This window comes from Pedobacter nyackensis, from assembly GCF_900176505.1.
In the GTDB taxonomy this organism is placed as follows: domain Bacteria; phylum Bacteroidota; class Bacteroidia; order Sphingobacteriales; family Sphingobacteriaceae; genus Pedobacter; species Pedobacter nyackensis.
In genome coordinates, this window is the sequence record NZ_FWYB01000004.1 from 224,462 (window position 1) to 238,404 (window position 13,943).

Genomic DNA, 13,943 nt, shown 5'->3' on the forward strand with positions numbered 1-13,943 from the left:
ATTTACAAGCTACTGATAGCATAGGTTTTACCCGTCACCGTATCAAAGCTGATCAAATGATCAGAAATTTTCTTGTAAGGGACTGCCCTTCCGGCGCTGGTTAAAACTGCAGTGCCAATACCTGCGTAATTTAACATACAGCTATTTCCTTGAAGAGATTTTAGCTTTGCAGTAAGAAGCTTTCCTTTTTCCCATTGCATGGAAACTTCAAAATTGCCACGTGCTTTTAAGCCGGTAACATTTCCTGTCGACCAGGCTTCCGGAAGCGCAGGTAAAAGTTCTATAACACGGTTCCCGATTTCACCGTCCTGACTTTGAAGGAGCATTTCTGCTACACCCGCGGTATAACCAAAGTTACCATCGATCTGGAATGGAGGGTGCTCATCAAACAGGTTATAGGCAATACTTTGTTTAAATAGCGCCATGATATGTTCATGTGCACTATTACCGTCCTTAAGGCGTGCAAAGAAATTAATGGTCCATGCCCTGCTCCAGCCTGTACCAGCACCGCCATTTTTTAACCGCTTGGCCAGTGTTTTTTTTGCACCTTCAAATAGTTCCGGCGTCTTAGCAGCCGTGATCTGATTGCCCGGATGAAGGGCAAATAAATGTGACACATGTCTGTGCCCGGGTTCTACTTCCTTATAATCTTCAATCCATTCCTGTATAGAGCCATCTTTTGCGAGCTGTGTTGGTGCCAATTGTTTCATGGTAGCCATTAGGGTATCCCTGAATTTTTCGTCCTTCTGAAGCACTTTACTTGCCGCCATTGTTCTGATAAATAAATCATTTATGATTTGCATGTCCATGGTCGGCGCATAGGTAAGCAAGGCTCGTTTTCCGGTAAGCGGATCTATGTAAGAGTTTTCTGGACTGTAGGAAGGTGAGGTAACCAGACGGTTCTTTTTGTCGCGGATAAGGATATCAAGGACAAACTGCGACGATTCTTTCATCATCGGGTAGGCGATATCTTTTAAGAAAGCTTTGTCGCCGTTAAATTCATAATGTTCAAATATGGGCTGAGTCATCCAGGGACCACCCATTGGAAACAAACCATTCACTACGCCATCATGCACCGCTGTATGCCCAAAAGCGTCTGTAAGATGGTGTACAGTCCATCCACGGGCACCGTACATCTGTTTAGCTGTTACCTTTCCCGGAACTTTGAGCATTTGCATAAAATGGATTAAAGGCCGGGCAGTTTCTGTCATATTGGTTACCTCTGCCGGCCAATAATTCATTTGCAGATTGATATTGGTATGAAAATCTGAATTCCAGGGAGCCTTAAGGTCTTTATTCCAAATGCCCTGAAGGTTTGCAGGGAGCACGCCTGGCGCAAGTGAACTGCCCATCAGCAAGTAACGGCCATACTGAAACAGGAGGGCTTCCAGTCCGGGATCAAAAACATTATTTTTCACCCGCTGTAAGCGCTCGTTGGTAGGCAAATGACTTTGTGTATCAGGTCCAAGACTGAGCTCAACACGGTCCATTATGCGCTGCTGCGCTGCAATATGTGCAGCTTTAAGTGCAGTGTAAGATTTACCGGTTAGCGCCTTCAGTATGTTTTGGCTAATCAGATCTGGATCTTTAGTCAGATCTATATCCATTTTATCCGCATTGTAATTGGTGGCTGCGGTGATAAGAATGGTAACCGCCTTTGCATTTTGTATCTTAAGCTTTCCCTGCCCCTCAATTAATTTTCCACCTTCAGTACTTACCTGCGCTATGGTTTCAAACTTCATTCCTGTACCGTCGATCTGTCCTTTAAGGATCAGTTGGTTTTTAATGCTGTGTACAACGGCATCTTTTTGTCTCGACATACCCAGGCTCAGGTTAATGGTTTGAGGACCTTTGGTTTCCAGGCGCATAACGATGGTGTTGGCGGGAGCCGAAGCAAACACTTCTCTGGTATAGCTCTGCCCGCCAATATGATACATCACGCTATGGATGCCTGTGCTAAGGTTCAGTTCTCTTTTATAATTTGAAGCTTCAGCTGCATCATCAAAATCTAAGGTCAGGTTGCCCAGAGGTTGATAGGATTGAACACTGCCTGGGTTTCCGTTAAGTGATTTATTGGCTAGTTTTAAAGCCTCATCAGTTTTCCCTTCAAAAATGAGCTTTCGGATTTCTGGAAGATTCTGTAAGGCTTCAGGGTTGTTGTTATTCATTTTCTTGCCCTGCCATACACTTTCCTCATTCAGTTGCAATTGTTCCTGCTTTACACCTCCAAAAACCATGGCGCCAAGCCTCCCGTTTCCTATCGGGAGGGCTTGGCGCCATTCGTCTGCAGCTTGTTTATACCATAACTTCAAATCTGGTTTGGAGCTGGTTTTACTTTGCTGCGCATTGGAAGGTAAGTTAGCGAAGCCTATTGCTGCAATTATAAATGTAGATACATAACCGAAGCGAATAGAGACAGATTTCATATGGTTACTGCTTCATCACTATAACTCAGCCTTTTGTTAGCTTTTCTTGAACGCATGTATACAACTAACCCTGCAAATGCCACAATTAAAACTAAAGGAATAACAAGGGTTGCCTGTAAAATCTCCGGACCTGCCAGGTTTTTGGCATTGGCTAAAGTCTGAGCAGCAGGAGTGCCTTCGGCTGCTTTTAAATAGGTGTCTAAGGATCCGTCAGATGGTAAATGTTTAACGATCAGATCGTCATAAAAACTGCCCATAAATATGGTGTAAACAGAAACGGCAAACATCCCTGCACCACCCATCAGGTTTATGCCTAATGCCCCTGACTGAGGGATATTTTCGGAGACAAAGCCAATCATTGTAGGCCAGAAATAGCAAACGCCTATACCGAAGATGATTGCAGCAAAGAAAATGGAATTTCCCGTAAAGGTGCTGAGCATGTAAAGGCCTGTTGCCGCAAATATGGCAGATAGGAGTAATACACCCTGAGGAGCCAGACGTTTTACCACAGGCTCAGCAAATCCACGTCCGATGACCATGATACCTGTAGTAAGGGTGAGCAGTAAAATTGCATTATCCGTTACGTTTTTAAGCAGCAGTCCAATCCATTGACCGGTAAATAACTCGGTAATGGCAGTGCCAAACATGCATATAAACATAAAAATAAATAACGGAGAGCACACAGCTTTATACATATCCGCACTGGAATACCCTGATGATACCCTTTCAGTTACCGGGAAATCCAATTTGGAAAACAGGTAGCCATAAATTAGAGTAGGAATGATCATCATCGCCACTTGTACCTTCCAGCCGAGGCCAAGATGAACAAATAGGGTAACCAGCAATGTACCAATTACAATACCGCCCGGGAACCATAAATGAAAATGATTTAAACGGGTTGTTTTGTTGTTTGGGTACAAGGTTGCAACCAAGGGATTACATGCTGCTTCTACTGTTCCATTGGCAATACCAATAAGCAGGGTAGAGAAAAACAGCGTCCAGTAACCTTGAGCAAAAATGGTGAGTACAATTCCGGCCAGGTGAAAAACGAAGGCCATAACCAGCAGACGTTTCATCCCAATGAGATCGACAACGAAGCCGCCCACAACAATAGCCAGGGGAAATCCCCAGAATGCGGTGGCAGTGATGGTGCCCAGTTGGGTAGCACTTAGTTGAAAATCGATCCCGAGCTGATTCATCATGCCCGCCCGGATCCCGAAGGAAAGGGAGGTCACCAGTAAAGCCAGGCAGCTTGCCCAGAATAGTTTGTTGGTTTGAATGTTAAGCATGTGTTTAGGTTTATATTTGGTTATAAAATCGGATTATTTTTTTGCGGTTTCCAATTCTGTTTTTGTCCAGGATTTATCCCTTCCGTTGGTTTCCTGTCTTACTTTCTTAACATCGGCTGGTTTTACTACCGAAGCTTTATTACCAATGTCATTCCGGATAAAACTGATTACTGAAGCAATATAGTCATCATCATTTGCGCCAAGTGCCGGCATTACATCGGGGTAGGTTTTGCCATTTATAGGTCCCGATAATCCGTGAAGAAGAATTTTAATTAGTTTTTCCGGATCACCAGTAACGTTGGATGAATTGGCAAGGGCAGGGGCAACCATGTTCTTTCCTCCAATTGCTACACCCTTTCCGTCAGCACCATGGCAGGTTGCACACAACTGATTAAAGATCAGTGATCCCTTGTTAATCAGTTTTTGATCCGCTTCTTTTAAAAGCAGTGCATTCCTTTTCGACAAAGCTCTGGCATCCATAATGCTCTGGTATTTCTTTTGCGATGTTGTAATGACTTCATTGTCGGTGTTATTTGCCAACAATTCTTTAGTCAATATACCTGCTTTTTCTGAATTACTGAAACGTAAAGTTAAAGCAAGTTGAAAACGTACATCAGCACTTGGATCATTGATCAATGGTTTCATGGCAGCAATCAATTGATCATCTCCATTTAGTACCCTTTCTTCACTGGCCCAAATGGTTGTTTTTCTGATTTCAGCGTCTTTATCCTTCAGCATGCTAAGGATCGTTTCGTTGTCTAATGCTTTTAAGCCATTTAATGTCCATAAAGCATGGATGCGGCCAAGCTGCGATGTGCTGCTGTTTAATACCATTGCTTTCAGTTCAGGAACAACTGACTTGTCGCCACGAATGACGATCAGCTTTTGTGCATTTTCGCGCCACCAACCATTGGCATGACTTAAATACTGTACCAATTGGTTAGAGGACATATCCAGCATTTTTGGTGCTGTTTTGTCTGGTTTTATTCCATCGTATACCAGTCTGTAAATTCTTCCGCGTCCGATGTTTTGATCCAGTTTTCTTTCTAAAATTTTCTTGCGCAGGAAGGATCCTTTTCTTGTCCATTCCCCTTCCTGGATGATACCCCGGTACATATCTAAAATATATAAACAGCCATCGGGCCCCGTTGCCGTATTTACAGGTCTGAAGTTCATGTCAGTTGAAGCGAGAAATTCTTCCTTCTCAAATATATTTTTTAAAGTGATTTTCCCTTCGGTATTGGTCACCTTAGCCCTTCTGATCAGGCGTCCTACAGGTTCACAGATAAACAGGTCGCTCAATACATCTTCAGGTAATGAATTACCTCTGAATACGGATTGTCCTGTAGATGCAGTAAAATGATTTAAAGTGCTGTCTGCTCTAAGTCTTCCTAATCCTCCTTGTACATCTGGAGTAGAGATAATTGGCCATACAGCTTGAAAGTCTTCATTAAATTGATCTTTAAGATCAAGCCTTCCATACATTGGGTTTTGCTGAAAGGTGAGTGCGGGTACTTCACCACCTGCTGATGAATAGAATAAACGACCGTAATTGTCATTGGTTAACCCCCATTGTCCACCTGGACCTTCCGGAAGGTTTTCCGATTTGATCATTCCATCTTCGTAAGAATAGCGTTTGTTTTCTACGGTGACATACATTTTATTATCGAGATTCCAGATCAGTCCGCTTTTCTGGTGTTCCAGGTTACTGGTGTTAATGGCATCGTTTTTATATACGAGTTTCTTTTCATCAGCTATACCATCACCGTTTGTGTCGCGATAGCTGTGGATATGATTGGAATTGGTTTCATTCACCAACAGACGGTCGTCCAGCGTCTGGATCATCCGGGGTAATACCAGGTTTTTTACAAATACAACAGATTTATCCATTTTTCCGTCACCATTCGTGTCTTCCAGTCTTTTGATAGAGCAAATAGGTTTCATTTCACCGGTACCGTCTACATCCTGCATATAGGTATTCATTTCAGCAACGTACAATCTGCCATTGCCATCCCATACCATGGCTACGGGTTCATGGATCATAGGCTCGGCAGCAATCAATTCCAAACGATAGCCTTTTGGTACATGTATCGTTTTAAGACTTTCCTGTGGGGAGAGATAGGCTGGTGAAGGTGCTGTATTTACGATGATTTTGCCTTCAGCATCTCGTTTTATCACTTGTTGAGACACCTTGCAGGTGTAGGTAAGTAAGGACAGTCCAACTAAACCGGCTAGCCATTGTTTATTTCTTTTCATTTTTTTGTTCGGTTTATTTTTTCAGACCCATTGCATATTTAATTCCACCCAGTAAGTGGTTCAGGAACTGCGGTTCAGAAAAGGATTCTTCTGTATGACCAAGTGCGGTATAAAAGGACCTGCCTCCGTCATATGGGCGATACCATGCCATGGGGTGATTTCCCATTTTTCCTGATCCGGGATTATAGCTGTTTTCATCTATAGTCATCAGGATATTTAAGCCTTTAGCCACCCATTTGAAATTGTACCACTCATCTTTTCTTTTGTATTTTTCTGGAAGGTGTTTGGTTGAAATGTGCTTCCTGTCGATTACATCCAATACCGCTACCTGCTGGCTGGGGTGGCTGAGAAAATAGGCACCTACAAGATCACCATACCAGGGCCAGTCGTATTCGCAATCGGTTGCACTGTGAACTCCTACAAAGCCACCTCCGGTTCTGATATACTTTTCGAATGCATTTTGTTGGTCATTATTCAATACATCACCAGTGGTGTTTAAAAAGATTACTGCGTTATATTGTTTAAGATTTTCTTCAGTAAATTTTGCCGAATTTATAGTGCTGTCAACATCAAACTTATTTTCTTTGCCCAATTTCTGAATGGCAGCGATTCCCTGTTTGATAGAGTTGTGGTGAAAGCCTGCAGTTTTACAGAAAACCAGTACTTTTTTTTGCTTTGCATGTACCGTAAGGTTGATGGACACAAAGGCGACAATAATGAGCATGGTGAAGCTCATTTTTATATTCAATTTTTCCATAAAGATTTTAACGAATTGAAAGGATATACTTTGTCATTTTCCTTGCGTCGTTTAGAGATAAGGATGAATGTGGCGACATAGGTACCTGTCCCCATACCCCAGCACCACCTTTGATAATTTTGTTGGCTAATTGGTCATAATTCTCTGCAATAGCTGGATACTTTACTGCAACGTTCTTGTACGCAGGGCCTACTAGTTTGGTGTCTATTTTATGACAAGCCAAACAGTCGGATTTTGCGATCAATGCTTTTCCCTCAGCAATTTCTGCGGGAGTGGCAGTTGTTTTGGCTGATGAAGTGGAGATTTTTACTCCTGTACTTGTTTTCTTTTTAGTGGTTTGGCTAAAACCGAGATTAGGGGCTAAGGCAAAAAATGCAATAACTGGAATAATTAGAATTCGTTTCATTGTGTTTAATGTGTTTGTGTGTTGTTTGTTCTATCAAATAACACATTTTTTGCCCTAAAATACGAATGCTAATTTGACTAATATTGACGTTATTTTTGCTCTTTTTAGAAAGATTGAGCAAAAATAACATAGGTTTTGGTCAAAATAACATCTATAAAGACGCTGTCAATTGCGGTTATTTGAATATTGTCATTCAACACACACACAAATGATAAAGTATTTTTTTTTATGCCTTTTGCTACTTTCAATAGTGGCTCAGGGTAGACAGCTCCATCCAGACGACCGAGCCGCTGGCTCGCGTTTGGCAGGCATTTCCCATAGCCTGATCGCGTCAGGAATGATGGATAGTCTATGTCCATTGAAGGCCCTCTATATAAAAAAGAAAATAAAATATTTCCCATCAAACGGTAGTTTTGCTTTTGATGCGGAAATATTGTATAGTTTTAATAAATAGTGTCGATAGGTTTGAAGATAGCATATTAGGAAATAATTATGACGAACATACGATTTGATATATTCTTTTGGAGAGGCTTAGGTATTGTCCTTTTATTCCAGTTTGCAGCAGTTAAATATAGCTTGGCACAAGAGCGTATTCGCTTAACGGAATATGGTGTTCGTGCCAACAGTTACGAAAATGCAGCCCCTGGCATCAGAAAGGCGATTGAGGCTTGTAAGGCTAAACCAGGATCTACTTTATTGCTGCCTACTGGAAGAATTGATATCTGGCCAGAGTATAGTGCCAAAAAAGAATTGTATATTTCTAACTGTACAGAAAATGATACCCTTTCAAAAGTTAAAAATATCGCTTTTCTTTTAGAAAATGTGAACGATTTGGTTCTTGAGGGAAATAATACTTTGATCGTACTTCATGGTAAGATGGTTTCTTTTGCCATTCTAAATAGTAAAAATATAAAGGTTAAGAACATCAGCTTTGATTACGAAAGACCAACAATTTCAGAACTGATAGTAAAATCAGTAGCTCCGGATGCTGTGGAAACAATTATTCATCCGGACAGCAAATACTCCATTGATCATGGTCGTATCAGTTTATACGGAGAAGGTTGGAAAAGCAATTCCTATCATACGATTCTGTTTGATCCTTCAAATAGTGCGATGCGTTATAGTACTTTTACACCCTTTCTGGAAAGTAAGGCAATTGAAAAGAGTCCTTTTAATGTGAGGTTTGAAGGTAACTTTAGTAAAACATCTTTCAAGCCGGGCGATGTATTTACCATCAGAGACCCATATCGTGACAATTGTGGAGGATTTATTTCAAGGAGTAAAGATATAGTACTGGAAAACGTAAAAATGCATTTTATGCACGGATTGGGGGTTGTATCTCAATTTTCTGAAAATATCTCATTATTAAAAGTTAGTGTTGCACCAAGGGAGAACTCAGGACGTATCATTTCCTCGTTTGCAGATTGTTTTCACTTTTCCGGATGTAAAGGACTGGTTAAGGTGGATAGTTGTTTTACTTCTGGTTCTCATGACGACCCGGTGAATGTACATGGTACGCACTTGAAAATCACTTCCATAAAGGAGAATAAGATGATTGTACGTTTTATGCATCATCAAACTTATGGATTTGAAGCTTTTTTTGGAGGGGATAACATTGCATTTATCAATCCAAAAACCTTGATGGCTATGGGAAAAGCGAAATTAAAATCGGCAAAACTGATCAACAAACGTGAAATGGAAATAGAGGTGGAAGAAACGCTGCCACCATTTGTTTCTGACGGACTTTGTATCGAAAACGTAACCTGGACTCCAGAGGTAATCATCAGGAACAGTCGATTTGAACGAACAAATACACGAGGCTTGCTGATTACCACGGGACGTAAAGTACTGATTGAAAATAACGTTTTTTACCGTACAGGCATGTATCCTATTTTGATTGCTGATGATGCTTCCAGCTGGTTCGAATCTGGTGCTGTTAGTGATGTGCTGATCCGAAATAATACTTTTCAGGAGTGCGGACTTAACTCTGGTAGTGGTGCTATAAATATAGCTCCGGAAAATCATGAATTGGTGATAGGTAATATGGTACATCGTAATATCCGCATTGTAGATAATTCATTTATCTTGTATAGGGATGGACTGCTAAATGCCAGAAGTGTTGATCATTTAACTTTTAGTGGCAATAAAATTAGTTGGACAAATCTGCTGCAAAAGAAAAGTAATCTGAGTATTAATTTGACTGCCTGTAAAAATGTGGTCATCAGGAAGAATAGTTTTGAGGCTGGGGAACCTCCCGTGGTGAAGGCCAGCAAAATGACAAATAAAGATCTGAAAACTGATTTGAAGGTAGAAGTAAAATAGATTTAGCAACAAAACAATGAACAATTTTAAACACTTATTTATCTTTTTGTTATTGATTACCGTAGTTACCGTAAAAGGTAATCATATAGGTAATCCTGGAAATGGTGATAAATTATGGTATCTAAAGCCCGCTGATAAATGGGATGCTGAAGCCTTGCCTATCGGAAATGGACGCTTGGGAGCGATGTTGTTTGCTGGAATCAAAACAGAGCGTATTCAGTTTAATGAACAAAGCTTATGGTCGGGTGACAACAACTGGGATGGGGGGTATCAAACCGGCGATCATGGTTTTGGATCATACAGAAATTTTGGAGAGTTTGCCATTAATTTTGATCGGGCTGATGAAGCAAAGGGATACCGTAGGGAATTGAATATCCGCACTGGTGTTCATACTACTACTTTTGTAATAAATGGCATTACTTTTATCCGTGAAGCTTTTGCCAGTTATCCTGATCAGGTAATGGTTTTCAGATATACAGCAAGTAAAAAGGGAGCCTTTTCAGGCAAAGTTTCTATGAAGTCTGCACAAGGCTCTTTAAGCATCGCGAATGCAGAGGGATTAAGCTTCGATGCGGAGATGCCTAATCAATTGAAATATGCAGCAAAACTAAGATTGGTAAAAGAAGGGGGATCAACTTATGTGGAGGGGAATACGCTTGGATTTAAAAACTGTAATTCCATAACCTTTTATCTTGATGCACGAACCAATTATAAGCCTGATTATAAGTCGGGATGGAGGGGTGATGACCCTATGCCGCGGATAGATAAGGAGGTGGCTGCTGCTCAAAAGCTCAGCTATGCTAAACTAAAAAGCCGTCACATTCAGGACATCGCCAGGCTGACTACGGCTGCTACTATTGATGTAGGTAAAACGGCACAGGCGCAGCTTGACCTCCCAATAGATGTAAGGATTAAAAATTATGCTGGTGGTACTAAAGACCCGGATCTTGAAGAATTGCTTTTTCAATACGGTCGTTATTTGCTGGTAGGCTCATCAAGGCCAGGTGGATTGCCGGCTAATTTGCAAGGTTTATGGAACGATAGCAACACCCCAGCATGGGCAAGCGATTACCATAATAATATCAATATTCAAATGAATTACTGGGCTGCGGAATCGACTAACTTATCCGAATGTCATGAGCCGTTGATTGATTTTATTGTTGCTGCACAGGAGCCTTGCCGGATAGCTACACGTAAAGAATTTGGCCAAAGTACACGCGGCTGGACTGCAAGAACCAGTCAGAATATTTTTGGAGGAAATGGTTGGGAATGGAATATCCCTGCTAGTGCGTGGTACATGCAACATGTGTTTGAACATTGGGATTTTACGAGGGATAAGGTGTATTTAAAAAATACTGCCTATCCAATCTTAAAAGAAATTTGTCAGTTTTGGGAAGATCGTTTAAAGGTGTCGGAGGATGGAACGCTGATGGTTCCTAATGGTTGGTCGCCTGAACATGGTCCGAAGGAGGATGGCGTTATGCACGACCAGCAGCTGGTTTGGGATTTATTTCAAAATTACCTTTTGGCGGCAAAGGAACTGGGCGTTGATACAGAATATCAAGCCAAAATAGCTTCGATGCAGAAAAAGCTTGCACCAAATAAAATAGGTAAATGGGGACAGCTGCAGGAGTGGCAGACAGACCGTGATGATCCTGATGATCAACATCGCCATACCTCACATCTTTTTGCCGTTTATCCTGGACGTCAAATTAGCATGAAGAATACACCAGACTTGGCAAATGCAGCCATCATTTCTTTAAGAAGCAGAAGTGGTAACTATGGTAAAAACATCAATACGCCTTTCACAGTTGAATCTACTGTGGGAGACAGCCGACGTTCATGGACCTGGCCCTGGAGATGCGCGCTATGGGCAAGGTTTGGTGAAGGAGAAAAGGCTGGTATGATGATCAAAGGATTGCTTACCTATAATATTCTGCCTAATTTATTTACTACTCACCCGCCTTTTCAAATGGACGGGAATTTTGGTATGACTGGAGCTATGGCAGAAATGCTGTTGCAAAGCCATGCTGAAGAAATCCATTTATTGCCTGCAATTCCTGCTGAATGGGCTCAGGAAGGTTCATTTAATGGACTTAAAGCAAGGGGAGGATTTACTGTCAACTGTAAGTGGCAGAAAGGGAAAGTGACCAGCTATCAAATCTATTCTAAAAAAACTGAAAAAGTAAAACTCCATATTAATGGTCAGGTAAAAGAGGTTATTTCCACAGTTGTAAAATAATGCTCAAGAGCTACTGTAGGAATTCGGGAGTTTATAAAAAAAAAACACACCAAATAGAAAAATAAGGAAATGAGATTTAGAACTCAACGAACGTTATTAATTACTGCCCTGATAATAGCCGGGGCAAGTCAGACCTTTGCCCAGTCGACTTTAAAGGATTGGTTAGTCAACCCTGTTAAAGAGAAAGCACAGGTGATAAAGAGTGCTGATGGAAAGGATATCACCTTACAGAATGGATTGCTTAAAAGAGTATTTAGAATTTCACCAAATTTGGCCTGTGTTGATTATACCAACCTAAGTACGGGGCGACAGCTTTTGCGCTCAGTGAGGGAAGAAGCAAGGTTAGTTATTGATGGGAAAACCTATAATATTGGAGGACTTTATGGTCAGAAAGAGAAGGCTTATTTACAGCCCGAATGGCTGGATGGATTTACAGCTGGAGCCAATGACTTTAAGTATGTGTCCTATGATGTTAAACCCATTAAGCCTCATTTGAAATGGGACGGTAGTAGGTATTGGTCATTTCAATCTAAACCAGCTAGCGGCAAAACAGTTTCTTTTTTATATAGATCTGATTTGGCAGAGCTTTCGGGCCTTGAAGTACATGTAAACTACGAATTGTATGATGGCATGCCACTAATTGTGAAGTCTGTAGCCTTGACGAATGGTGGGAATAAAACCTTTAAAATTGATCAGGTAGTAAACGAGGTCTTGGGCCTGGTTGAAGAAGAGAGTTCAGTAGAGGGAAGCTTTGAAATCATGAGAAAACCTAGTGGAATATACTTTGAAACCAATTATGCATTCAATAACTCCATGAATTATGCGAATAGCGACCAGACTACACACTGGAAGGCGGATTCGACTTATACCTCGCAGGTGCATTACAGGCACCAAACTCCGGTACTGTTGGAAATTTATCCTAAAGATGCAAAAGGAATTGAATTGAGGGCAGGAGAAACATTGAATTCTGTACGGACCCATGAATTACTGATGAATAAAGATGATAGGGAAAGTCGTGGATTAGCCATTAGAAAGATGTACCGTACAGTAGCTCCATGGGTAACTGCCAATCCAATATTTATGCACCTGGTGGCCAGAAATCCTGAGCAGGTTCGAACGGCTATAGATCAATGTGCTGCTACAGGTTATGAAGCGCTGATCGTCAGTTTTGGGAGTAATTTGAATATGGAAGACACTTCGCCGGAGAACATTAGCAAATGGAAGCAGCTTGCTGATTATGCACATAGTAAAAATATCCTGATTGGTGGATACTCTTTATTTAGTTCGAGAAGTATAAGTCCAAAGGATGATGTGATTAGTGCTAAAACAGGTAAGCCCGGAGGAGCCTTTTTTGGCAATGCACCTTGTTTTGGTAGTGAATGGGGACTTCAGTACAGGGATAAAATCAAGAACTTTTATACAAGGACAGGTTTTGATATCTGGGAAAATGATGGCCCGTATCCTGGGGATGTTTGTGCGTCGACTACACATCCGGGGCATAAGGGATTAGAGGATTCGCAATGGAAACAAATGGAGATCCAGAAAGAATTGTATACCTGGCTGAATGAAAAGGGAGTTTATATCAATGCCCCGGATTGGTATTTCTTAGATGGTACCAATAAAATTGCTTTAGGCTACAGAGAAGTGAACTTCTCCTTGCCCCGTGCACAGCAAAAGATTTTAAACCGTCAGAATATTTACGATGCAACCTGGGAGAAGACGCCATCTATGGGATGGGGCTTTGTGCCATTAACTCAATACCAGGGTGGTGGTAGTGCGGCTACTTTAGAGCCTTTATCTGAACATTTAGACGATTATGAGCAGTTGATGATGCAGTATTATGGGGCTGGGGTACAGGCCTGTTATCGTGGACCAAGGTTGTACGATACAGACAAGACGAAGCAAACAGTTATAAATGTGATCAACTGGTACAAAAAGTACAGGAATATACTGAATTCTGACCTGATCCATTTGCGCAGGGCGGATGGTCGTGATTGGGATGGAATATTGCATGTTAACCCTGAGCTGAAAGAGAAAGGTTTGGTGATGTTGTACAATCCTACAAAAGAAAAAATGGTGAGAACGATCAAATTGCCTTTGTATTATACCGGATTGACAGATCTGGCAAGGATCAGTGAAAAAGGAGGAACTGTTAAAACCTATAAATTAAATCGCGATTATACCGTAGACCTCAGTTTTACACTTAATGCCGGAGGTTATACCTGGTTTTTGATAGGGGGTTAAG

General features: G+C 41.3%; 9 protein-coding genes. 3 read left to right on the forward strand and 6 right to left on the reverse strand.

What is annotated here, in order from left to right; genetic code table 11:
- Nucleotides 1-2 precede the first annotated feature (2 nt).
- The 6 genes from B9A18_RS10720 to B9A18_RS24975 all read right to left on the reverse strand — a co-directional run bounded on the left by B9A18_RS10720 (nt 3) and on the right by B9A18_RS24975 (nt 7,535).
- The gene (locus B9A18_RS10720) at nt 3-2,426 is read right to left on the reverse strand and encodes a glycoside hydrolase family 95 protein (RefSeq protein WP_084289285.1); all 2,424 of its coding nucleotides are present in this window, start codon (nt 2,424-2,426) and stop codon (nt 3-5) included.
- Nucleotides 2,423-3,715, reverse strand: coding sequence for an MFS transporter (locus B9A18_RS10725; RefSeq protein ID WP_084289286.1), 1,293 nt, complete (start codon nt 3,713-3,715; stop codon nt 2,423-2,425). The genes B9A18_RS10720 and B9A18_RS10725 overlap by 4 nt, the downstream gene beginning before the upstream one ends.
- 33 nt (nt 3,716-3,748) lie before the next feature.
- Entirely contained in the window at nt 3,749-5,971 is a 2,223-nt protein-coding gene (locus tag B9A18_RS10730; protein ID WP_084289287.1) for a DUF7133 domain-containing protein, read from the reverse strand.
- A gap of 13 nt (nt 5,972-5,984) precedes the next feature.
- A complete protein-coding gene (locus tag B9A18_RS10735) occupies nt 5,985-6,728 on the reverse strand; it encodes a ThuA domain-containing protein (protein WP_084289288.1) in 744 nt (247 codons plus the stop codon).
- A gap of 7 nt (nt 6,729-6,735) precedes the next feature.
- The gene (locus B9A18_RS10740; protein ID WP_084289289.1) at nt 6,736-7,134 is read right to left on the reverse strand and encodes a c-type cytochrome; all 399 of its coding nucleotides are present in this window, start codon (nt 7,132-7,134) and stop codon (nt 6,736-6,738) included.
- A 104-nt stretch (nt 7,135-7,238) separates the two neighbouring features.
- The gene (locus B9A18_RS24975) at nt 7,239-7,535 is read right to left on the reverse strand and encodes a hypothetical protein (RefSeq protein ID WP_144009459.1); all 297 of its coding nucleotides are present in this window, start codon (nt 7,533-7,535) and stop codon (nt 7,239-7,241) included.
- A gap of 91 nt (nt 7,536-7,626) precedes the next feature.
- Between B9A18_RS24975 and B9A18_RS10750 the strand changes: the two genes are divergently transcribed.
- From B9A18_RS10750 to B9A18_RS10760, 3 genes are all read left to right on the forward strand, one after another.
- Entirely contained in the window at nt 7,627-9,456 is a 1,830-nt protein-coding gene (locus B9A18_RS10750; RefSeq protein WP_084289291.1) for a right-handed parallel beta-helix repeat-containing protein, read from the forward strand.
- Nucleotides 9,457-9,472: 16 nt separating this feature from the next.
- The gene (locus tag B9A18_RS10755; RefSeq protein ID WP_084289292.1) at nt 9,473-11,698 is read left to right on the forward strand and encodes a glycoside hydrolase family 95 protein; all 2,226 of its coding nucleotides are present in this window, start codon (nt 9,473-9,475) and stop codon (nt 11,696-11,698) included.
- 69 nt (nt 11,699-11,767) lie between these two features.
- Nucleotides 11,768-13,942 carry an alpha-galactosidase gene (locus B9A18_RS10760; protein WP_084289293.1) on the forward strand — a complete coding sequence of 725 codons (2,175 nt, stop codon included), beginning with the start codon at nt 11,768-11,770 and terminating at the stop codon, nt 13,940-13,942.
- Nucleotide 13,943: the final 1 nt, after the last annotated feature.